Source organism: Streptomyces parvus (genome assembly GCF_032121415.1).
Classification (GTDB): Bacteria; Actinomycetota; Actinomycetes; order Streptomycetales; family Streptomycetaceae; genus Streptomyces; species Streptomyces globisporus_A.
On the sequence record NZ_CP135079.1, the window covers coordinates 638,014 to 658,247 of the forward strand.

The 20,234-nt window shown below is 73.5% G+C and carries 21 protein-coding genes; 9 read left to right on the forward strand and 12 right to left on the reverse strand.

What is annotated here, in order from left to right; translation table 11 throughout:
* Positions 1 to 39: 39 nt before the first annotated feature.
* The 3 genes from RNL97_RS03915 to RNL97_RS03925 all read left to right on the forward strand — a co-directional run bounded on the left by RNL97_RS03915 (position 40) and on the right by RNL97_RS03925 (position 3,218).
* Complete coding sequence (locus tag RNL97_RS03915) at positions 40 to 519, forward strand: Lrp/AsnC family transcriptional regulator (RefSeq protein ID WP_006122929.1); 480 nt, start codon at positions 40 to 42, stop codon at positions 517 to 519.
* 69 nt (positions 520 to 588) lie between these two features.
* Positions 589 to 2,277, forward strand: coding sequence for a DUF885 domain-containing protein (locus RNL97_RS03920; protein WP_030588396.1), 1,689 nt, complete (start codon positions 589 to 591; stop codon positions 2,275 to 2,277).
* Between the two features lie 59 nt (positions 2,278 to 2,336).
* On the forward strand, positions 2,337 to 3,218 hold the full coding sequence (locus tag RNL97_RS03925; protein ID WP_313750379.1) for an ATP-grasp domain-containing protein: 882 nt from the start codon (positions 2,337 to 2,339) through the stop codon (positions 3,216 to 3,218).
* A gap of 220 nt (positions 3,219 to 3,438) precedes the next feature.
* Here the strand turns inward: RNL97_RS03925 and RNL97_RS03930 are convergent, their stop codons facing one another.
* From RNL97_RS03930 to RNL97_RS03940, 3 genes are all read right to left on the reverse strand, one after another.
* On the reverse strand, positions 3,439 to 6,597 hold the full coding sequence (locus tag RNL97_RS03930) for an SMC family ATPase (protein WP_313750380.1): 3,159 nt from the start codon (positions 6,595 to 6,597) through the stop codon (positions 3,439 to 3,441).
* A complete protein-coding gene (locus tag RNL97_RS03935; protein ID WP_243313347.1) occupies positions 6,594 to 7,763 on the reverse strand; it encodes an exonuclease SbcCD subunit D in 1,170 nt (389 codons plus the stop codon). The genes RNL97_RS03930 and RNL97_RS03935 overlap by 4 nt, the downstream gene beginning before the upstream one ends.
* Before the next feature lie 160 nt (positions 7,764 to 7,923).
* Positions 7,924 to 8,556 carry a YigZ family protein gene (locus tag RNL97_RS03940; RefSeq protein ID WP_030588384.1) on the reverse strand — a complete coding sequence of 211 codons (633 nt, stop codon included), beginning with the start codon at positions 8,554 to 8,556 and terminating at the stop codon, positions 7,924 to 7,926.
* 75 nt (positions 8,557 to 8,631) lie between these two features.
* On the opposite strand from RNL97_RS03940, the gene RNL97_RS03945 reads away from it, so the two are divergent.
* Together RNL97_RS03945 and RNL97_RS03950 are read left to right on the forward strand one after the other, a co-directional pair.
* Entirely contained in the window at positions 8,632 to 9,078 is a 447-nt protein-coding gene (locus RNL97_RS03945; RefSeq protein ID WP_313750381.1) for a CoA-binding protein, read from the forward strand.
* Between the two features lie 46 nt (positions 9,079 to 9,124).
* Complete coding sequence (locus RNL97_RS03950; RefSeq protein WP_030588378.1) at positions 9,125 to 9,940, forward strand: AAC(3) family N-acetyltransferase; 816 nt, start codon at positions 9,125 to 9,127, stop codon at positions 9,938 to 9,940.
* Positions 9,941 to 9,972: 32 nt separating this feature from the next.
* Here RNL97_RS03950 and RNL97_RS03955 read toward each other — a convergent pair whose 3' ends face one another.
* The 3 genes from RNL97_RS03955 to RNL97_RS03965 all read right to left on the reverse strand — a co-directional run bounded on the left by RNL97_RS03955 (position 9,973) and on the right by RNL97_RS03965 (position 12,088).
* Complete coding sequence (locus RNL97_RS03955) at positions 9,973 to 10,527, reverse strand: YbaK/EbsC family protein (protein WP_030588375.1); 555 nt, start codon at positions 10,525 to 10,527, stop codon at positions 9,973 to 9,975.
* Positions 10,528 to 10,615: 88 nt separating this feature from the next.
* The gene (locus RNL97_RS03960; protein ID WP_030588373.1) at positions 10,616 to 11,188 is read right to left on the reverse strand and encodes a helix-turn-helix domain-containing protein; all 573 of its coding nucleotides are present in this window, start codon (positions 11,186 to 11,188) and stop codon (positions 10,616 to 10,618) included.
* Positions 11,189 to 11,338: 150 nt separating this feature from the next.
* Positions 11,339 to 12,088 (reverse strand): acyltransferase, encoded by a 750-nt coding sequence (locus RNL97_RS03965; RefSeq protein WP_030588370.1) that lies wholly within the window; start codon positions 12,086 to 12,088, stop codon positions 11,339 to 11,341.
* 159 nt (positions 12,089 to 12,247) lie between these two features.
* On the opposite strand from RNL97_RS03965, the gene RNL97_RS03970 reads away from it, so the two are divergent.
* Positions 12,248 to 12,778 carry a gamma carbonic anhydrase family protein gene (locus RNL97_RS03970; RefSeq protein ID WP_313750382.1) on the forward strand — a complete coding sequence of 177 codons (531 nt, stop codon included), beginning with the start codon at positions 12,248 to 12,250 and terminating at the stop codon, positions 12,776 to 12,778.
* A 92-nt stretch (positions 12,779 to 12,870) separates the two neighbouring features.
* On the opposite strand, the gene RNL97_RS03975 is transcribed toward RNL97_RS03970, so the two are convergent.
* Positions 12,871 to 13,308: a DUF4442 domain-containing protein gene (locus tag RNL97_RS03975; protein WP_030588364.1), complete on the reverse strand. Its 438-nt coding sequence runs from the start codon at positions 13,306 to 13,308 to the stop codon at positions 12,871 to 12,873.
* Positions 13,309 to 13,429: 121 nt separating this feature from the next.
* Between RNL97_RS03975 and RNL97_RS03980 the strand changes: the two genes are divergently transcribed.
* Positions 13,430 to 14,512, forward strand: coding sequence for a hypothetical protein (locus RNL97_RS03980; protein ID WP_030588362.1), 1,083 nt, complete (start codon positions 13,430 to 13,432; stop codon positions 14,510 to 14,512).
* Positions 14,513 to 14,573: 61 nt separating this feature from the next.
* Here RNL97_RS03980 and RNL97_RS03985 read toward each other — a convergent pair whose 3' ends face one another.
* The 4 genes from RNL97_RS03985 to RNL97_RS04000 form a co-directional block, all read right to left on the reverse strand.
* Positions 14,574 to 15,419 carry a spermidine synthase gene (locus tag RNL97_RS03985; protein WP_030588359.1) on the reverse strand — a complete coding sequence of 282 codons (846 nt, stop codon included), beginning with the start codon at positions 15,417 to 15,419 and terminating at the stop codon, positions 14,574 to 14,576.
* A 95-nt stretch (positions 15,420 to 15,514) separates the two neighbouring features.
* Complete coding sequence (gene tuf, locus RNL97_RS03990; protein ID WP_243313354.1) at positions 15,515 to 16,690, reverse strand: elongation factor Tu; 1,176 nt, start codon at positions 16,688 to 16,690, stop codon at positions 15,515 to 15,517.
* Between the two features lie 99 nt (positions 16,691 to 16,789).
* Complete coding sequence (locus tag RNL97_RS03995) at positions 16,790 to 16,948, reverse strand: hypothetical protein (RefSeq protein ID WP_199814238.1); 159 nt, start codon at positions 16,946 to 16,948, stop codon at positions 16,790 to 16,792.
* A gap of 54 nt (positions 16,949 to 17,002) precedes the next feature.
* The gene (locus tag RNL97_RS04000) at positions 17,003 to 17,716 is read right to left on the reverse strand and encodes a DNA alkylation repair protein (RefSeq protein ID WP_243313358.1); all 714 of its coding nucleotides are present in this window, start codon (positions 17,714 to 17,716) and stop codon (positions 17,003 to 17,005) included.
* 49 nt (positions 17,717 to 17,765) lie between these two features.
* On the opposite strand from RNL97_RS04000, the gene RNL97_RS04005 reads away from it, so the two are divergent.
* Positions 17,766 to 18,488 carry a TVP38/TMEM64 family protein gene (locus RNL97_RS04005; protein ID WP_030588350.1) on the forward strand — a complete coding sequence of 241 codons (723 nt, stop codon included), beginning with the start codon at positions 17,766 to 17,768 and terminating at the stop codon, positions 18,486 to 18,488.
* 169 nt (positions 18,489 to 18,657) lie between these two features.
* Complete coding sequence (locus RNL97_RS04010) at positions 18,658 to 19,530, forward strand: undecaprenyl-diphosphate phosphatase (RefSeq protein WP_030588347.1); 873 nt, start codon at positions 18,658 to 18,660, stop codon at positions 19,528 to 19,530.
* A 118-nt stretch (positions 19,531 to 19,648) separates the two neighbouring features.
* Here the strand turns inward: RNL97_RS04010 and RNL97_RS04015 are convergent, their stop codons facing one another.
* Entirely contained in the window at positions 19,649 to 20,215 is a 567-nt protein-coding gene (locus tag RNL97_RS04015; RefSeq protein ID WP_030588344.1) for an AAA family ATPase, read from the reverse strand.
* Positions 20,216 to 20,234: the final 19 nt, after the last annotated feature.

Below are 20,234 nucleotides of genomic sequence, written 5' to 3' on the forward strand. Positions count from 1 at the left end.
CCGGTTCGTAGTGGCCAATCCCCGTGCTACGTTCGCCATATGTCCGATTCCGTCGCTCTCGATCCGGTGGACCTGCAGATTCTGCGGCTGCTGCAGAACGATGCGCGGACCACGTACCGCGAGCTGGCGGCCGAGGTCGGCGTGGCCGCTTCGACCTGTCTGGACCGGGTGGCCCGGCTGCGCCGCAGCGGGGTGATCCTCGGGGACCAGTTGCGCCTCGATCCGGCGAAGCTCGGCCGGGGGCTCCAGGCGCTGCTGCTGGTGCAGGTCAGGCCGCACCGCCGGGAGTTGATCGGGCCGTTCGTCGACCGGATCAGGTCGCTGCCGGAGTCGCGTGCGCTGTTCCATCTCACCGGCCCCGACGACTATCTGGTGCAGGTGGCGGTGGCCGACGCGGCGGATCTGCAGCGGCTGGTCCTGGACGAGTTCACCTCGCGCCGGGAGGTGGCCCGGGTGGACACCCGGCTGATCTTCCAGCAGTGGGAGTGCGGTCCGCTGCTGCCGCCCGCCGCGAACTGACCGGCCGGGTTCGGACACCGGGCGGCCCCGGTGATGACGGAAGGGCCGCCGCCGTACGAGGATGTCCGCATGTCAGACACTTCGAGCAGCGCGCTGCCCCGTCAGGTCGCCGACGCCTACGTCGACGCACTCATCGAACTCGACCCCATCACGGGCACCTATCTGGGTGTGCCCGAAAGCTCGCGCCGCCTGCCCGACTTCTCACCGGCCGGACAGGCGGTCCTGGCCGACCTCCTCCGCGAAACGCTGCGCAAGCTGGACGCCGCCGAGCGGCTTCCCGGTGCGGACAGCGATGCCGAGCGGCGCTGCGGACGGCTCCTGCGGGAGCGTCTGACGGCAGAACTCGCCGTGCACGACGCCGAGGAGGGCCTGCGGGCCGTCTCCAACCTGTCGTCGCCCGCCCACAGCATCACCGAGGTCTTCACCCTCACGCCGACCGCGACGGACGAGGACTGGGCGGCGGTCGTGGAGCGCCTGCGCGCGGTGCCTGCCGCGTACGAGGGGTACCGTGCCTCGCTCGCGCTCGGTCTGGAGCGCAAGCTGTACGGCGGCCCGCGCGCGACCGCCACCTTCGTCGGGCAGCTGGCGGAGTGGGGCGGGGAAGGCGGGGGGGAGGGGTTCTTCGCCGAGTTCGTCGCGCCGGGACCCGCGTCCCTGCGGACGGAGCTGGACGAGGCAGCCGGGCAGGCGACGGCCTCGGTGCTCGCGCTGCGGGACTGGATGCGCGACGTGTACGCCCCGGCGATCGAGGGCGCCCCCGACCCGGTCGGCCGGGAGCGGTACGCCCGCTGGTCGCGGCTGTACAACGGCACCGATCTGGATCTCGACGAGGCGTACGCGTACGGCTGGTCGGAATACCACCGGCTGCTCGCGGAGATGAGGACCGAGGCCGAGAAGGTGCTGCCCGGCTCCGGGCCCTGGGAGGCGCTCGCCCACCTCGATGTGCACGGCAAGCACATCGAAGGGGTGGACGAGGTCCGCGAATGGCTCCAGGGCCTGATGGACGAGGCGATCGAGGCGCTGGACGGCACGCACTTCGACCTGGCGGAGCGGGTACGGAAGGTGGAGTCCCGGATCGCCCCGCCCGGCGGGGCCGCCGCGCCGTACTACACCAGCCCCTCCGAGGACTTCTCCCGCCCCGGGCGCACCTGGCTGCCGACCATGGGCGAGACCCGTTTCCCGGTGTACGACCTGGTCTCCACCTGGTACCACGAGGGCGTTCCCGGCCACCACCTGCAGCTCGCGCAGTGGACGCACGTCGCCGACACCCTCTCCCGCTACCAGGCATCGGTCGGCATGGTCAGCGCGAACGCCGAGGGCTGGGCGCTGTACGCGGAACGGCTGATGGACGAGCTGGGCTTCCTGCCCGACCCGGAACGGCGGCTCGGCTACCTGGACGCCCAGATGATGCGGGCCTGCCGGGTCATCGTCGACATCGGCATGCACCTGGAGCTGGAGATCCCGGCGGACTCCCCCTTCCACCCGGGCGAGCGCTGGACCCCCGATCTCGCCCAGGAGTTCTTCGGCAACCACAGCGGCCGCCCCGCCGACTTCGTGGAGAGCGAGCTGACCCGCTATCTGTCGATGCCCGGCCAGGCCATCGGCTACAAGCTCGGCGAGCGCGCCTGGCTGCTCGGCCGGGAGAACGCGCGCGCCGCGCACGGCGACGCGTTCGACCTGAAGGCGTGGCACATGGCGGCGCTCTCCCAGGGGTCGCTGGGCCTGGACGATCTGGTGGACGAGCTGTCGCGGCTCTGACCGGGCAGAGGCGGTAGGTACGGTGAGGAGTCTCCTCAGGTGAAAGAAGGCGGCCTGTCATGACCGAGCGCAGCTCATTCCTGTTCTGCGCCGACCCGTTGAGGGCGTCGCGGCCCGATCCGCAGTTCGCCAAGGACGTCGCGGCGGCGCGGGCGGCGGGCGGCCGGATCGCCCTGCTCGATCATGACGCGCTGCTCGCCGGGGACGCGGCCGGGGCGGTGGCCCGGGTCGCGCGGGACTCCGGACCGTACTGGTACCGCGGCTGGATGATCCCCTCCGCCCGATACGCGGAGCTGGAGAGAGCACTGGGCGCGCGGGGCTGCACCCTGCTCACCGACGCCGTTGGCTACCGGCAGGCGCATGAACTGCCCGGCTGGTACGAGAAGTTCGACGGACTGACGCCCCGCAGTGTCTGGTCCGCCACGGTTCCGGGGGCCCCGCCGCCCTCCGCCGGGGAGCTGACCGGGCTCGCGGCGCCGCTGGGGCCCGGACCCGGCATCGTGAAGGACTTCGTGAAGTCCCGCAAGCACGACTGGCACGAGGCCTGTTACGTGCCGGAGCTCGGGGACCGGAAGCAACTGGCTTCCGTGGTCGGGCGGTTCGTCGAACTGCAGGGTGACTTCCTCGCGGGTGGTCTGGTGCTGCGGGCCTTCGAGCCGTTCGTCGCGGGCGGCGAGGCGCGGGTGTGGCGGGTGGACGGCGAGGCGGTACTCGTCACCGCCCACCCGGACACCCCCGACCGGCACCCCGTCCCCGAACTCCCCGCCGTGCGGGAGGCGGTGGGCCGTCTCGGGCTGCGCTGGGTCACCACCGACCTGGCGTTGCGCGAGGACGGGGTGTGGCGGGTGGTGGAGGTCGGCGACGGCCAGGTCAGCGGAGTTCCCGCAGGGGCGGGGACGGGTGATCTGTTCGCCGCGCTCGCGGCCACCGGGGCGCGCTGAGCCCCGCCGGGCCCCGGCGGGGCTCAGCGCGGACTCATGGGAACTCAGCAGCCGCAGTCGGCCGCGTCGAGCGGAGCGGTCAGCGGATCGGCCGCGCGACGCTCGCCGCCCTCCCCCAGGATGCGGTGGAGCGGCTGCCCGCTCGATGAAGCATCTGGAGGAGACCACCGGGCGGCTCGGGGCGCTGGACTCCGTCACCACGAGCGGGGCAGGTCCGGCGTCACAGGCGGTGGCGGACCGATGAGCCCTGGCGCTCCTTCACCACTTCGAGCCGGGCCGGGATCCTGCGGCGAAGGTCGGCCACATGGCTCACGATGCCCACGCTGCGGTCCCGCTCCCGGAGGGAGTCCAGCACGTCCAGCACCTCGTCCAGCGTCTGGTCGTCCAGGCTGCCGAACCCCTCGTCGATGAAGAGGGTGTCCAGGCGTACGCCGCCGGCCTCCTCGGTCACGACGTCGGCGAGGCCCAGCGCGAGGGCCAGCGAGGCGAAGAACGTCTCCCCGCCGGACAGGGTCGCGGTGTCGCGTTCGCTGCCGGTCCAGGCGTCGACCACATGCAGTCCGAGTCCGGCGCGGCGGCCGCCGGTGCGGGCGTCGGAGTGGACCAGCGTGTAGCGGCCCGAGGACATCCGCTGGAGCCGTGCGGTGGCGGCGGCCGCCACCTGTTCGAGGCGGGCGGCCAGGACGTACGCCTCCAGACGCATCTTGCGTTCGTTGTCGGCGGAGGTGCCCGCCGCCAGACCCGCGAGCCGGGCGATCCGCTCGTACTCCTGGCGTACGGGCCCCAGCCGCCGTACCTCGTCGGCGGCCTGCCGGGAGAGCCGGGTCAGCTCGCCGCAGCGCTCGTCGGCGGCGGCGAGCGCGGACGACGCCTCGCGCAGCAGCCTTTCCGCCGCCTCGAACTCTCCCTGCGCCGCTGACGGTCGGGCAGGGGGCTGTTCGGCGGCCTCGCGGGCGTCGCGTTCGGCACGGCGGTCGGCCACCGCGGCGGCCTCGGCCTGCCAGGCGTCGACGCGGTGCTGGAGTTCGCGTTGGGCCGCGGCGTCGAGGAGTGTCGCGGCGGCGGCCTCCGGGGTGTCGAAGCCGGCCCGGAACGCCGCGTCGGAGAGCCGGTCGTCGGCCTCCTTGCGCCGCTGGGCCGCGTCCTGTTCGGAGCGCACGGCCTCGGCGGCCTCCGCCAGCAGCTCCACCCGGCGGGTCAGGCGGCCCGCGTAGGCGGCGACGGACCCGGACTCACCTCGGACGGCGGCGAGTTCGCCGTGCAGCGCGGTCTGCTCGCGGTCGAGCGCCTCGCGTCGGGAGGTGCGGGCGGCGGCCCGGCGCTCGGCCTCCCGCCGGAGTTCGAGGCGGCCGGCGTGCTCGCGCTCGGCGGCGTCGAGGGCCTCACGGGCGGCGTGCGTCCCGGCGGCGAGGCGGTGCGCCTCGGCGTGCTCGGCGGTCAATCGGTCGACGGTGCGGCGGAGTTCGTCGACGGAGGGGCCCGGGTCCACCGCCGCCCAGTCGCCGCCGCTCGCGACCAGGGCGGCCTCCGACGCGGACGCCGCCAGGTCACCGGAGTTCGCGTCGCGGGCGTGCTCGTCACTGGCCTCCGTAGCCTGCACCTCCGCGTCGCGGGCGTGCTCGTTCCCGGTCTCCTTGGGCTCCCCCGCACGCGCCTCCGCGTCGGCGGTGGCGTGGCGTTCGCGGACGAGCCCGAGGGCCTGCTCCGCGCGGGTGCGGGTCTCTTCGGCGTCCCGGTGGGCGGCGAGGGCTCTCTCCTCGGTGGCCCGGTCGACATGGCCGTCGCCCTCCGTGGCGGGGGCCGGGTGTTCGGCCGAGCCGCAGACGGTGCAGGGTGCGCCGTCGACAAGCCCGGCGGCCAGCTCCGCCGCGATGTCCCGCAGCCGCCGCTCCCGCAGCCCGAGCCAGGTCTCACGGGCGGCGAGGGCGCGCTCTCGGGCCCCGGCGAGCTCCTCCCGGGCGGTGCGGACCTCGGCGGCCAGTGCGTCGCGGCGGCGGGCGGCCTCCAGTCGGCGGCGGGCCGGGGCGAGGACCCCGGCGAGCTGTTCGGCGCGGGTCGCGGCCTCCTGCGCGGTCGCGATGGACTCCCGGAGCCCGGCGTGGACGGTGTCCCAGCCCGCGAGCCAGACCTCCGTGTCCCGGACGGTCGCGTCGTCGGCCCGGGATTCACGCTCCAGCCGGTTCCGCTCCTCGTCGATCTCGGTACTGCGCGCCTCGGCCCGGCGCGCGGACTCCAGGCCGCCCAGCTCCTGCCGGAACCGGCGCTCCAACTCGGCGAGTTGGTCGGGGCCCGCGTCGGCGAGGTCGGGCGGCAGCTGCGCCCTGGCCCGGCCGAGGGCGTCGGCCGCCCGGCGGTGGGCGCGCTCCGCCTCCTCGCGCAGCTCCAGGGCGGGGGCGACCCGGTCGGCCTTGCGGGCGCGTTCCAACTCCTCCTGGCAGCGGTCGTGTTCGGGGCGCCGCTCCTCCAGCTCCGCGGAGCGCCGGCGAGTCTCCTCGTACCGCTGCTGGAGGCGGGCGAGTTCACGTACGGCGTCCAGGGCGTGGCGGGCCTCGCGCTGCCGGCCCTCGGCCCGGGCGACGACGCCGCGGGCGATGTCGAGCCGTTCGCGGGCCGTGGACCTGGCGATCGCGGCCCACTCCAAGACCGCTTCGGCTAGGCCCGGTTCGCCGGGCCGGGCGGCGATCGGGGCCGCCTCGGCCCCGGCGGGTCCGGCGGCCTGGGCGATGCGCTGGGCGAGGGCGAGGATCCGTTCGTCGGCGGCGGTGACCTCGGCCTCGGCGCCCCGCCGCAGTTCGGCGAGGCGTTCCTCGACGGCGGCGAAGCGGCGGGTGTCGAAGAGCCGGCCGAGGAGCTTGCCGCGGGCCTCGGCGTCCGAGCGCAGGAAGCGGGCGAAGTCGCCCTGCGGCAACAGCACCACCTGGCAGAACTGGTCCCGGCTCATGCCGATGAGCTGGGTCAGCTCCTCGCCGATCTCCTGGTGCGACTTGCTGAGGGCGTGCCAGCCTCGCTCGGGGTCGTAACCGCGCAGCCTGCTCTGGGCCTTCTCCATCGTGAAGCCCTCACCCCGCTTCTTGGGGCGGGGCTGGGCGGGGCTGCGGGTGACTTCGAGGCGGCGGCCGCCGACGGTCAGCTCCAGCCGGACCTCGGTCGGCAGGTCCACCGGCGCGTGGTCGCTCCGCAGGGAGGCCCCGGGGCTCTGCCGGGCGCCGGGGACGGCCCCGTACAGGGCGAAGCAGACGGCGTCCAGGACGGATGTCTTGCCCGCGCCGGTGGGTCCGTGGAGCAGGAAGAGTCCGGCGGAGGAGAGGGCGTCGAAGTCGACTTCCTGGGTGGCGCCGAACGGCCCGAACGCGGTGATGCTCAGGCGGTGCAGTCTCACCTGGACACCTCGCGCACCGTCTCGTCCACCCGGACGTCGTCGAACGCGGCGCGCAGCACGGTGCGTTCGAGGTCGCTGGGGCCGCTGCCGCCGCGCACGTGGGCGACGAAGTCCTCGGCGATCTGGTGGTCGTCGCGGCCCTTGAGGCGCTGGGCGTAGGAGGCCCCCGGGTCGTCCGGCGGGCGCTCGGGGTCGAAGACGAGGCTGAGGGTGTGCGGGAAGCGCCGGGCGAGGCGGGCCATGGGGTCGGCGGGGCGTACCGGATCGGTGAGGGTGGCCTCGACCCAGGCCTGCTCGTGGCGGTCCAGGGCGGGGTCCTCCAGGAGGGTGTCGAGGCGGCCGCGGAGCCGGGCGAGGGGCCGCTCCACGGGGCAGTCGATCCGTTCCTCGGCGGCGATGTCCCCGTCGGCGTCGAGGTCGATGAGCCACATGGTCTTGCGGTGGTCGGCCTCGGAGAAGGAGTAGGCGAGCGGGGATCCGGAGTAGCGGACCTCGGCCGTGACCCGCTGGGAGCCGTGCAGATGGCCGAGGGCCGCGTAGTCGACGCCGTCGAAGACCCCGGCGGGGACGGCGGCGACCCCGCCGACGGTGATGTCGCGTTCGCTGTCGCTGGGCTCGCCGCCCGCCACGAAGGCGTGCGCGAGGACGACGGAGCGGGTTCCGGCGGGGCGGGTGGCGAGGTCGGCGCGGACCTTGTCCATGGCTGCGGTGAGCACTGCCTCGTGACCGGCCTTGTCCGCCCCCAGGGCGTCCTTGACCAGGGCCGGTTCCAGGTAGGGCAGTCCGTAGAACGCCACGTCGCCGTGGTCGTCGGCGAGCACGACGGGGGTGGCGCAGCCTTCGGGGTCGGTCCGCAGATGGATCCCGGCGCGTTCGAAGAGCCCGGCGCCGACGCCGAGCCGGCGGGCCGAGTCGTGGTTGCCGGAGATCATGACGGTGGGGACGCCGGCGGCGGCGAGCCGGTGCAGCGCCCCGTCGAAGAGTTCGACGGCGGTGAGCGGCGGAACGGCCCGGTCGTAGATGTCGCCCGCGACGAGGACGGCGTCCACCTCGCGCTCCTCGACGGTCGCCACGAGATGGTCGAGGTAGGCGGCCTGCGCGTCCAGCAGGGAGACGCGGTGGAAGGACCGGCCCAGGTGCCAGTCCGAGGTGTGCAGGAGCCTCACGCCATCACTCCGCCGGTTTCGGCCTGCATCGTCGTCGTCCTCCACCCCGTGGGCCGCGCACCGGCGGCCCGTGATCCCGCTCGGCACCGACCACGCTAACGCCGCCGGGCCGCCGAACCCGCATCGATCATGATTCTGGCCCCGTGGGATCGCCCTCACCTCACGCGGTCGCGTCCCCGTACGCCTCGCCGCCCAGCTCCAGAATCGCTGTCCCCGCGGTCGTGTCGGCCAGCCAGGCGGTGAACGCCTCGACCTCGCCGTCCGGCAGCCCGATCCCGATGGTGACGGCCTCGGCGTACCGCACCTCGCGGACATCCCGCCCGGTGGCCCGCAGATCGTTCTCCAGCTTTCCGGCCCGCTGGTGGTCGACGTGGACCGTGGCGAGCCGGAAACGCTGCCGGGTGAGGGTGCCGAGCGCGTCGAGGGCTTCGCCGACCACTCCCCCGTACGCCCGGATCAGCCCGCCCGCCCCGAGTTTGACCCCGCCGTAGTAGCGGGTGACGACCGCCACGACGTACCGCATCTCCCGCCGCATCAGCATCTGGAGCATCGGGGTGCCCGCCGTGCCACCGGGTTCGCCGTCGTCACTCGCCCGCTGTACGGAGGCGTCGGCGCCGATCACGTACGCGAAGCAGTTGTGGGAGGCGGTCGGGTGCTCCTTGCGGACGCGGGCGACGAAGTCCTGCGCTTCCTCCTCGGTGGCGGCGGGGGCGAGCGAGCAGAGGAAACGGGATCGGTTGATCTCGCTCTCGTGCACACCCGCGCGGGCGACGGTCCGGTACTGCTCCTGCATCCGTCCACCCTATGTCCCGCCGCGATGGCCGGTCCCGGCGGGAATGGGGAGGTGGGGGCCGTGGGTTGTCCCGGCATGAACGCAGACGGCAGCAGCGCGGTGGGCTCGTACGCGGACGACGCGACGATCAGGCGGATTCTCCAGGACACGGGCGACACCTGGGCGGTGGTGGGCCTGTCCGGCAACCGTTCCCGGGCGGCGTACGGAGTGGCGGGGGCCCTCCAGCGGTTCGGCAAGCGGGTGGTGCCGGTGCACCCGAAGGCCGAGACGGTGCACGGGGAGCAGGGGTACGCCTCGCTCGGGGACATCCCCTTCCCGGTCGACGTGGTGGACGTGTTCGTCAACAGCGAGCTGGCGGGCGCCGTCGCGGAGGAGGCTGTGGCGGTGGGTGCGAAGGCGGTGTGGTTCCAGCTCGGCGTCGTGGACCCGGACGCCTACGGGCGGACGCGCGCGGCAGGCCTGGACATGGTGATGGACCGGTGCCCCGCCGTCGAGATCCCGCGGCTCGGCACGCGCGCCTGAACTGCACGGGTGTGCGGGGCGCCGCGGTGTGGGCAGGATCCCCGCCGTGAAGGACGTACTGGACGTGACCGACAGGGCCCGCACGACAGCCGCGCTGACCGCGCTCGGCGTACGGCCCGGTGATGTGCTCCTCGTGCACGCCTCCCTGCGGTCGCTGGGGCCGGTGACGGACGGGGCGCGGGGGGTGCTGGACGCGTTGCGCCGGGCCGTCGGCCCTTCGGGCACGGTGGTGGTCCCCGCCTTCACCCCGGAGAACTCCGACACCTCCCCGCACTACCGCGAGCGGGTGCGGGGCCTGGACGCCGGAGCCGTGGGCGCCGTGCGCGCCGCGATGCCGGCGTACGACCCGGCGCTGACGCCCGCGCCGTCGATGGGCGCGCTGGCCGAGACCGTACGGACGGCGGCGGGCGGCGGGCGCAGCGCGCATCCGCAGACCTCGTTCGCCGCGCTCGGCCCCGGCGCTGCGCGGCTGCTGGCCGGGCACCGCCCCGACTGCCACCTCGGGGAGGACTCGCCGCTGGCCCGGCTGTACGAGGCGGATGCCCGGATCCTGCTGCTCGGCACCGGCTACGCCACGTGTACGGCGTTCCACCTGGGCGAGTACCGGATGCCCGGCCCGCCGCGCCGGAGGTACCGCTGTGTGGTGGCGTCGCGGGGGGTGCGCCGATGGTGGGAGTACGAGGATGTCGCCCTGGACGACGGGGACTTCGCCGCTCTGGGCACGGCCTTCGAGGAGGCCGCCGCCGAGGGTGACGTAGCGGCGGGGCGCGTGGGCGCGGCGCTGTGCCGGCTCGTCCGGCTGCGGTCGGCCGTCGACTTCGCCACGGCCTGGCTCACGGAGCACCGGACAGCCGGGCGTTGACCCGGCCGCCGCCGGCCGTTCGACGGGGAGGCTCAGACGCCGAGGCCCTCGACGACCACCGCGCCCGGGAGGGCGGCGAGCGCCTTGCCGGGGACGATGAGCTTGCCGCGCCGGCTGCCGCTGCCGATCAGGACCCATTCCTCGTCCACGACGGCGGGGTCCAGCAGGAGGGGCCAGGCGGCGGGCAGGCCGATCGGGGTGATGCCGCCGTACTCCATGCCGCTCTCGCCGACCGCCGTGTCCATGGGGGCGAAGGATGCCTTGCGGGCGCCGAGGTGCTTGCGGACCGCCCCGTTGACGTCGACCCGGGTGCGGGAGAGCACCACGCAGGCGGCGAGGGTGACGTCCTGGCCGCGCTTGCCCGCCACGACGACGCAGTTGGCCGAGGTGTCGAGGAGTTCGACGCCGTGGTGCTCGGCGAAGACGGCGGTGTCGGCGACGGCCGGGTCGCTGTCGACGTGGACGAGCTGCTCGGCGGTGAACCCGCCCCAGCCCGCGGTCAGCGCCGCGGCGACGGGGGCGGGGAGCAGGTCGAGCCGTTCCGCAGCGGGAGCGGCGTCCTCGAAGGTGCCGATGGGTGCGCGCATGGTGCTCACGCTAACAGCGGCGGGGCGGGGCCGGGCGGGCGTCTCAGCGCACGGGCACCCCGGCGGGAGGCGCCTCGGCGAAGGTCTGTCAGCGGACGGGCGGGATGGCGACGGCCATGGTGAAGGCCGCCGGTTCACCGCCCTCGTTGCGGTAGCCGTGCGGTACGTGCGCCTCGAAGGTGGCGGAGGTCCCGGCGGGGACGGCATGGGCGAGACCGTCGACGAGCAGGGTCAGTTCGCCCTCGGTGACGTGGAGGAGTTCGACGGTGCCCTCGGGGTGCGGGTCGGACGTGGTGCCCTCCCCGGGCACCAGCCGGCAGCTCCACAGTTCGAGCGGGCCGCGGGCCTCCGCTCCGACGAGCAGCGTGGTGGAGCTGCCCGCCTCGGTCGACCACATGCGGACGGCCCGGCTCGCCGGGACCAGCCGGACCTGGGGCCCCTGCTCGTGGTCGAGGAGCGTGGTGATGGCGACGCCGAGCGCGTCGGCCAGCTTCACCGTGGTGCCGACGCTCGGATTCGTCCGCGCCTGCTCGATCTGGATGATCATCCCGCGGCTGACTCCGGCGCGCGCCGCGAGGGCGTCCAGGGTGAAGCCGCGCTCGCCCCGCCAGCGCTTGAGGTTGCGGGCCAGCGACTGGGTGAGCTGGTCGAGGTCGGACACGTACCGTCCCTGCGGTGGATGGCGGCTGCGGATACCTGGGTGCGGCAGAGCGAAGTGCGGGTGGCCGGGGCGCGTGCGGCGCGTGCCGGGGTCAAGAATATTGCACCGCCGTACAGCGCACTCCACCGTCCACCAGGCCCTACCGGCGTCTTACGGGGTTTCCCGCACCTCGTCCAGCTCGGCGAGGGCCAGCAACTGCTCGGGCGTGACGCCCTTCGGGATCGGCACGGGGGCGGGCGTGCGCAGGGGCGGCTGCCAGCCCTTCTCCGGGTCCCAGCTGCGCACGACGCGGGCGGGGGCTCCGGCGACCACCGCGTGGTCCGGGACCTCTCCCCGGACGACGGCACCCGCCGCGACCACCACGTTCCGGCCGAGCCGGGCCCCGGGCAGGATCACCGCGCCGGTACCGATCCAGCAGCCGGGGCCGATCGCCACCGGTTCCATCCGGGGCCACTGCTTGCCCACGGGCTCGTGCGGGTCGTCGTAGCTGTGGTTGGTCGAGGTGATGTAGACGTACGGACCGCAGTACGTGTCCGAGGCGATGGTCACCGTCGTGTCGGCGATCACATGGCTGCCGCGCCCCAGCACCACCCCGTCGCCCAGGGTGAGGATCGGGTCGGGCCCCAGGTCCAGGTCCGGCATCATCCCCGCGGTGAGGGTGACCTGCTCGCCGATGACGCAGTGCGCGCCCAGCTCGATCCACGGCTCCCCGAAGACGGTGCCCTGCGGGAAGGCGAGCCGGGTGCCCGCGCCGATCGCGCCGAACCGCAGCCGCCCGGGGTGCTCGGCGGTGACCGCGCCCGCCCGCTGCGCCCAGGCCCAGCCGAGGTGGACCGCGCGGGAGGCGGCGCGGCGCGGCCAGCGGGCGAGGAAGGAGAACGTGTTTCGGTTCTTCGGCACGCGCTCACGGTAGTCGGCGGCGCGGTGGGCGATCCCGGCGGTGACCTGTGATGTTCACCCCACTGCGCGGCGCCCGCCGGGGGCCGTCGCCTACCGTGAGAGTCGGCCTGATCCGGTGGAGAGGGCCAGGAGCACCACACCGGCGCGAAGGAGCAGGCGATGGCGGAACGGGCGTTGATCACGGGCATGGGCGGCAAGGAGCCGGACATCGACGTGGACGCTTATCTGGCCCCGACCTCCGTGGTGATCGGCGAGGTGACGCTCGCCCCGGGCTCCAGCGTCTGGTACCAGGCCGTGCTGCGCGCCGACTGCGGTCCCATCACGCTCGGCCCCGACAGCAACATCCAGGACAACTGCAGCGTGCACACCGACCCCGGGTTCCCGCTCACCGTGGGCGCGCGGGTCTCGGTCGGCCACAACGCGGTGCTGCACGGCTGTGTGATCGAGGACGACGTACTGGTCGGGATGGGCGCCACAGTGCTCAACGGCGCGCACATCGGCGCGGGTTCGCTGATCGCGGCGCAGGCTCTCGTACCGCAGGGGATGCGGGTGCCGCCGGGCTCGCTCGTCGCGGGGGTGCCCGCCAAGGTCAAGCGTCCGCTGACCGCCGAGGAGCTGGAGAGCATTCGCTTCAACGCGGCGGGGTACGTGGAGCTGGCGAAGGCGCACCGCGAGGCGCACGGCGGCTGACGCCCTCCGCGGCCCGCCGGAAGGCACCCGGGCCGTCGCTCCTCCCGCACCCGGAGGGGCGACGGCCCGGTCTCATGTGCGTACGGCGGGGGTCAGCCGTTGGGGCGCAGGGTCCACACGACGGTCATCTCACCGGTGACCGCGCCGTCGGCGCGCCTGATCTCGATGGCGACGGGGAATTCCGGCCGCTGTCCGGCGTCCAGCTCGGCGACCACGTCGGCGATCGGGCGGCCGAGGGTCGCGGTGGCGGTGACCTCGCCCATGGCGAGCTTCTTGTAACCGATCTCGGCCTTCACGGCGAGCGGCACGGCCCGCGACATCTGGTCGCCGAAGGCGGCGATGACGATCGCGCCGCTGGCGGACTCGGCGAGCGTGAACATCGCTCCGGCGTGGGGTCCGCCGACGTGGTTGTGGTAATCCGCCTGGTCGGGCAGCCGGACGACGGCCCGCTCCGGGGTGGTCTCCAGGAATTCGAGGTTGAGGGTCCGGGCCATCGGAACGGTCGCGACGAGCATCTCGCCCACGGTCATCTGTTCAGCGCTCATGCCCGAAGGTTACTCACCAGTAGCACCGTTTGGCCATCCCCTTGTGACGGCTCTGGGACAGGGCGGGCGTAGAAGTGGGCGCACGGCCCATCTATGGTTACTGGCCATGTGGCCAGGAACGCAGCCGCCCGGGGGCGAGCAGAACCCGCAGGACCAGAACCAGAACCCGTACCAGCAGCCGGGGTACCAGCAGCCGAATCCCTATCAGCAACCGGGATATCCGCCGCAGGGCCGGCCCACGGAGCCGGGCTACGGGTACCCGCAGGGCGCGCCCGGCGGGCAGCCGGGCTATCAGCAGCCCAATCCGTACCAGCAGCCGACGGTGCCGCAGTACGCCGTCCCGGGTCCGCCCGGCGGGCCGGAGCCCGGCGACGACAAGAAGAAGACGACGATCGTGGCGATCGTCGCGGCGCTGGCCGTCGTGGTCGCGGCGGGCGTCACCGGATTCCTCGTGCTCGGCAAGGACGACGAGGGCAAGAGCGTCGCCGACGGCAAGAAGTCCGCGTCGCCGAGTGCCAAGCCCAGCGAAACGGCCACCGGCTCCGCGCCGCCCGCGGAGAACCCCCGGGGCTCCGAAGGCGACCCCAAGCCGCTCATTCCGGGCTGGAAGGTCGTCACCAACCCCAAGTGGGGCACGCAGTTCGACGTTCCCGGTGACTGGGAGGTCGCCAGTTCGGGAACGTTCGCCGGTTTCGAGGACGCCAAGAAGGAGGACGGGTCGCCGGTCGCCGGCTTCTCCGCACCCGCCTACTACAAGAGCAAGTGGTGCCTCGACGACTCCGACGGGGACGGCCGCGAGGAGGACACCGGGCTCGCCGGCGTCGGGACGAAGGGCGCCCAGGGCGCCAAGAACACCGACGAGGCCGCGCGGAACGAGGCCGCCAACTGGGTGTGGGCCGCCTACTCCCAGCTGGACCCGAAGTCCAAGGTCAAGATCGGCAAGGCCAAGCCCTTCACCACCAAGTCGGGTCTGTCCGGCAGTGTCGCGCAGGCCACCGCCCTGGAGCTGGCCAACAAGGAGAAGTGCGACAGCGACGGGAAGTCGATCGCGTTCTCCTTCAAGAACTCCAAGGGCGACTTCTCGACCTGGGTCCTCTACGCCGCCACCGGTGTCAAGGACGAACTGCCGGACACCACCATCCAGCAGATCCTGAGCACGGTCCGCCTCGCGGGTGAGCCCACGGGCTGACACCCGCACCGCGCAGCGCGTTCCGCACCACCCCGCCGCCCCGCCCCGCCCGCCGGGCGCCTCAGCCGACGCTGAAGGCCCCGGCGGGCGGTTCGGGCGAGGCGACCGCCTCCGCGTCCGCCACCGGGCGGGCCCCGCCGATGAACCGGGTCAGCGCGGCACCGTGGGTGACCCGCGCGGGGAAGGCGTCCGCGGCGCAGCGGCGGACGAGCGGGTCCACGTCGATGGGCGTGTACGAGGCGAGCAGGACGACGTTGCCGAAGCGCCGCCCGCGCAGCACCGCCGGCTCCCCCACCAGCGCCAGCTCCGGGAAGACGGCGGCGAAGTTCGCCACCTGCGAGCGGAGGAAGGCGAACGGCGCGCTGTCGGCCAGGTTGGCCGCGTAGATCCCGTCCGCGCGCAGGGCCCGCCCGGCCGCCCGCGCGTACTCGACGGACGTGAGGTGCGCCGGAACCCGGGAGCCGCCGAAGACATCCGCGATCAGGAGATCGGCGGAGCCGGGGGCCGCCGCTTCCAGCCGCGCCCGGGCGTCGGCCGCGTGCAGAGTGATGCCGCTCCCCTCGGGCAGCGGCAGATGCTCCCGGACCAGCCCCAGCAGCCCCCGGTCGGCGTCGACGACGTCCTGCCGCGAGCCGGGACGGGTCACGGCCACATAGCGGGGCAGGGTCAGCGCGCCGCCGCCCAGATGCAGGACGTCCAGGGGCGTGCCCGGCTCGGCCGCGCCGTCCACGACGTGGGCGAGCCGCGCGACGTACTCGAACTCCAGATGGGTCGGGTCGTCGAGGTCGACGTAGGACTGGGGCGCGTCGTCGACCGTGAGCAGCCAGGCCCGGTCGCGGTCCACGTCGGGCAGCAGCCGGGCGGTGCCGCAGTCGACCTCGCGGATGACGGGTATCGGCTCGTTCACCTCTCCATTGTCGCCTCCCCCGCACTGCGGCCCGCCCCCCGGGCAAGGGGTGACGGGCCGCGGTGGGGCTCGGAGCATCGCGGTGCCCGCGGGGCTCAGAGCAGCTCGGTGACCGTTCCCGCGCCGACCGTGCGGCCGCCCTCGCGGATCGCGAAGCCGAGGCCGGACTCCAGCGGCACGTCACGGCCCAGCTCCACGGTCATGGTGACCGTGTCGCCGGGGCGCGCGACCGCCGCCTCGCCGAGGTCGACATCGCCGACGACGTCCGCCGTGCGGATGTAGAACTGCGGCCGGTAGCCGGTGGCGACCGGGGTGGTCCGGCCGCCCTCCTTCGCCGACAGCACGTACACCTGCGCGGTGAACCGGCGGCTGGGCGTGACGCTGCCGGGCGCGGCCACGACATGGCCGCGGCGGACCCGGTCGCGCTCCACCCCGCGCAGCAGCAGCGCGACGTTGTCCCCGGCCTCGGCGGACTCCATCGGCTTGCCGAAGGTCTCCAGGCCGGTGACGACCGTCTCGACGTCCGCTCCCAGCACCTGGACCCTGTCGCCGACGCGGACGGTGCCGCGCTCGACGGCGCCGGTGACGACGGTGCCCCGGCCGGTGATGGTCAGGACGTTCTCGACGGACAGCAGGAACGGGGCGTCGGTGTAGCGCACCGGCATCGGTACGTACGTGTCGACGGCGTCCAGCAGCCCTTCGACCGCCGCCGTCCACCGTGGGTCGCCCTCCAGCGCCTTGAGCCCGGAGACCCGGACCACGGGGACGGTGTCGCCGCCGTACCCGTGCGCGGAGAGCAGCTCGCGGACCTCCAGCTCGACCAGGTCGGTCAGCTCGGGGTCGCCCGCGTCGGCCTTGTTGAGGGCGACGACGATGTGGTCGACGCCCACCTGACGGGCCAGCAGGACGTGCTCGGCGGTCTGCGGCATGATCCCGTCGAGCGCGGAGACGACGAGGATCGCCCCGTCGAGCTGCGCCGCTCCGGTGACCATGTTCTTGATGTAGTCCGCGTGGCCGGGCATGTCGACGTGCGCGTAGTGGCGGGTGTCGGTCTCGTACTCGACGTGCGCGATGTTGATGGTGATGCCGCGCTGGGCCTCCTCGGGGGCCCGGTCGATCCGGTCGAAGGACACGTAGGAGGTGGAGCCGGAGCCGCGCTCGCTGAGGACCTTGGTGATGGCGGCGGTGAGGGTGGTCTTGCCGTGGTCGACGTGGCCCATGGTGCCGATGTTGAGGTGCGGCTTGGTGCGCACGTAAGCCGTCTTGGACATGGCTGATTCCTTCGGAGAACTCGAAGCCGGGAAGAGAGATGGACCCCAGGGCCCCGCCGACCCTCCCCTTGCGGGGTCCGCCGGACTGTCGGGGGAGGGTCAGCTTCGGGCGCCGCCGATGGGCGCTGCGGCAACGGCGAACGCCGATGCGACTGCTGCTGCGGCCGGGGCGAGTGCCTCGGCGACCGCGTCGTTCACGGCAGCCTTCGGCGCGTCCGCGACTGCGGACGGCGCTGCGAGGAAGGCGTACCGGAACATGCCCCTGATCATGGCCGGGCGCGGCGGCCGCGTCGAATGGTTTTCGGACGGCTCTCAGAGGTTCTTGAGGGCCTCGCGCACGGAGAGCGGCGACAGCCGGGGCCGCGCGCCGTCGACGAAGTCGCGTACGGCGGCGGGGTCGGTCTTGGCGTACTCGCGCAGGGCCCAGCCGATCGCCTTGCGGATGAAGAAGTCGGGGTGGTCCGCGCGGCGCAGGCAGTAGCCGAACAGCCGGTCGGCGTCGGTGGCTTCCTTGTACCGCAGCTGGTGCAGCAGGGCGGTCCTCGCGGCCCAGAGGCTGGGGTCGTCGACCCACCGGTCCATCTCCCGTGCGAGCGCCGGGTCGGCGGCGACCAGCGGGCCCGCGACATGCGCGGCGAGCAGATCGACCGTGTCCCACCAGGGGACGGTGGTCACCAGGTGGTGCAGGACGGGCAGGAAGCCAGAGGTGCAGCGGCCCGCGTGGCGGCGCAGATAGTCGACGGCGAAGTAGTGGTACTCGCGCTCGGGCAGCCGCCAGCAGCGCAGCGCGATCGCCGCGCAGTCCCGCTCGGCCGGCCGCCCGGTGCCCGCCAGCACGGTCCGTGACAGGGCCCGGCGCTCGGGGGTGGGGATGCCGAGGAAGGGTGCGACGTGCTTCATGTACGCGGCGGCGCCCTCGGCCCGTACGGGGTCGGCGGCGGGGGCGTAGGCGGCGACGAGCCGCTCCAGGACGGTGTCGGCGAGGGTGCTGACCGGCGGGGCGGGGGCGTCGGCGGCGGGGTTCACGCGACGCACATTACGGCGATCACACAGCCTTTTCGGTTACTCTCCCCGAATGTTCGACCCCGTCCCCGCCGCCCCGCCCGCCTCGGGTCCGGCCCTGCGCCTCTCCCGGGCGTTGTTGTCGCCGTGGTCCCGGTTCTCGCTGCTCGTCCTCGTCCTGCTCGGGGCCGCGTCGACGATGCTGCTGTTCGAACCACAGCGGCTGCTGGCGTCGGGCTGGCCGCCCCAGCTCACCGGGGGCACGGCGGCGATGGTCTTCGGCCTCGCGTACGGGGCGCTGACGGTGGCGTTCGTGCCGCGCCCGCTGCTCAACATCGCCGCGGGCGCGTTGTTCGGCGCGCAGACGGGTCTGGCTGCGGCGCTGGCGGGCACGGTGCTGGGTGCGGGCGTGTCGTTCATGCTGGGCCGGGTGCTGGGTCAGGACGCGTTGCGGACCCTGTTGCGCGGGAGGCTGCTCACCGCGGCGGACGGGGTGCTGAGCCGGCACGGCTTCCGGTCGGTCCTGGCGCTGCGGCTCTTCCCCGGCGTGCCGTTCGCCGCCGCCAACTACTGTGCGGCGACCTCCCGGATGGGCGCTCCGCCGTTCCTGCTGGCGACCGGGCTGGGGTCGATCCCGAACACGGCGGCATACGTGATAGCCGGCAGCGAGGCCGCTTCGCCGACCTCGCCGGTGTTCCTGGGAGCCATGGGCTTCATCGTGCTGTCCGGTCTCGGCGGGGCGCTGGTGGCCTGGCGCAGACGCCACCGGCTGGGCCGGGACACGCCGGACGACTGAGCGTACGGCTCCACGTGGACGACCGGTGCAGTCGGCCTGACGTTCACTTTCAGGCGATACGCTGCCCGCGACCCCGATGTCCTTGACCGCACTCCGCACTTTGCACGGAGCCGACGGGCCCAGCCGCCCGTGGCCGATGCACGATCACCTCCGGGATGGCCTAAGCCCCATGAGCTGGTTCGAATCATTCGTCCTGGGACTTGTTCAGGGACTCACCGAGTTCCTGCCGATCTCCTCCAGCGCGCATCTGCGGCTGACGGCCGCGTTCGCCGGCTGGCACGACCCGGGGGCGGCTTTCACCGCGATCACCCAGATCGGCACCGAGGCGGCGGTGCTCATCTACTTCCGCAAGGACATCGCGCGCATCCTGTCGGCCTGGTTCCGCTCCCTGACGGACCGTGCGATGCGCAGCGACCACGACGCCCAGATGGGCTGGCTGGTCATCGTCGGCTCGATCCCCATCGGCGTGCTGGGCCTCACGCTCAAGGACCAGATCGAGGGCCCGTTCCGCGATCTGCGGCTGATCGCGACGACACTGATCGTCATGGGCATCGTCCTCGGCGTCGCCGACCGACTGGCCGCGCGCGACGAGGCGGGCGGCAAGCACCGGGTGGTGAAGGAGCGCAAGACGCTCAAGGACCTGGGCGTCAGGGACGGTCTGATCTACGGGTTCTGCCAGGCGATGGCGTTGATCCCCGGCGTCTCCCGCTCGGGCGCGACGATCAGCGGCGGTCTGCTGATGGGCTACACCCGCGAGTCGGCCGCCCGCTACTCGTTCCTGCTGGCGATCCCCGCGGTGCTCGCCTCGGGCGCGTACGAACTGAAGGACGTGGGTGAGGGCCATGTCTCCTGGGGTCCGACGGTCTTCGCGACCCTGGTGGCCTTCTTCGTCGGCTACGCCGTCATCGCCTGGTTCATGAAGTTCATCACCACCAAGAGCTTCATGCCCTTCGTCGTCTACCGCATCCTGCTCGGCATCCTCATCTTCGCGCTGGTCTGGTCGGGCGCGCTGAGCCCGCACGCGGGCGAGTCGGCGGGCTGACCCGAGAGGTCTGCGCCCCGCCCGGGAGCAGCCGGGCGGGGCGATCCAGTAGCGCAGCAGCCAGCAGCGCGGACAGATGGCTCCACCGTACGGCGGGGGTCCGACAACGCCCGGGGCGTCAGGACCCGTGGGGTTTCAGACCGGTGGCGGACAGGACCGCCTCGACCGTTTCGGCCACAGTCAGTTCCGCGCTGTCGATCCAGATCTTCTCGTCGGCCAGTTCGTCGCGCATCGCCGTCTCCAGGAACGACCAGTCCGTCGTGAGCGTCTTGTCCCGGGCGAGATTGCGCTCGCGGGCCTTCGCCGCGCCCGGGGCCAGGACGACGCGGTGCAGCGGTCCGGTGGTGAGCGTGGCCCGGTAGAAGTCGAGGTGGGCGCGGCGTACGACGACGTCGTCGATGACCGGGAGGAAGCCCGCGGTGAGGAAACTGTCCGCCAGCAGGCAGGCGTTGCGGGCCCGGAGGAAGATCTGGCGGTCCGCCTCCTCGTCCTGGTCGGGCGAGGGCCACCGGCCGCCGGAGACGATGAGCTCCTGGAGGGCGTCCACCTCGATGTGGGCCGAGGCGGCGAACCGGGCCGCCAGCGCCTCGGCCACCGTGCTCTTGCCGCTGCCGGGGATGCCGGTCAGCAGGACCGCGCCCGCCGCCGGCGGTTTCGTGTCCACCGGTACTTCCGCCCAGGCCATCCCCGTACTCCCTCGTCCG

Bases quoted from the DNA above. Each gene is read 5' to 3' on its own strand.
- RNL97_RS03915 (WP_006122929.1), top strand. From the start codon at position 40: ATGTCCGATTCCGTCGCTCTCGATCCGGTGGACCTGCAGATTCTGCGG.
- RNL97_RS03920 (WP_030588396.1), top strand. From the start codon at position 589: ATGTCAGACACTTCGAGCAGCGCGCTGCCCCGTCAGGTCGCCGACGCC.
- RNL97_RS03925 (WP_313750379.1), top strand. From the start codon at position 2,337: ATGACCGAGCGCAGCTCATTCCTGTTCTGCGCCGACCCGTTGAGGGCG.
- RNL97_RS03940 (WP_030588384.1), bottom strand. From the start codon at position 8,556: ATGCAGGAGCAGTACCGGACCGTCGCCCGCGCGGGTGTGCACGAGAGC.
- RNL97_RS03945 (WP_313750381.1), top strand. From the start codon at position 8,632: ATGAACGCAGACGGCAGCAGCGCGGTGGGCTCGTACGCGGACGACGCG.
- RNL97_RS03955 (WP_030588375.1), bottom strand. From the start codon at position 10,527: ATGCGCGCACCCATCGGCACCTTCGAGGACGCCGCTCCCGCTGCGGAA.
- RNL97_RS03970 (WP_313750382.1), top strand. From the start codon at position 12,248: ATGGCGGAACGGGCGTTGATCACGGGCATGGGCGGCAAGGAGCCGGAC.
- RNL97_RS03975 (WP_030588364.1), bottom strand. From the start codon at position 13,308: ATGACCGTGGGCGAGATGCTCGTCGCGACCGTTCCGATGGCCCGGACC.
- RNL97_RS03980 (WP_030588362.1), top strand. From the start codon at position 13,430: ATGTGGCCAGGAACGCAGCCGCCCGGGGGCGAGCAGAACCCGCAGGAC.
- tuf (WP_243313354.1), bottom strand. From the start codon at position 16,690: ATGTCCAAGACGGCTTACGTGCGCACCAAGCCGCACCTCAACATCGGC.
- RNL97_RS03995 (WP_199814238.1), bottom strand. From the start codon at position 16,948: ATGTTCCGGTACGCCTTCCTCGCAGCGCCGTCCGCAGTCGCGGACGCG.
- RNL97_RS04005 (WP_030588350.1), top strand. From the start codon at position 17,766: ATGTTCGACCCCGTCCCCGCCGCCCCGCCCGCCTCGGGTCCGGCCCTG.
- RNL97_RS04010 (WP_030588347.1), top strand. From the start codon at position 18,658: ATGAGCTGGTTCGAATCATTCGTCCTGGGACTTGTTCAGGGACTCACC.
- RNL97_RS04015 (WP_030588344.1), bottom strand. From the start codon at position 20,215: ATGGCCTGGGCGGAAGTACCGGTGGACACGAAACCGCCGGCGGCGGGC.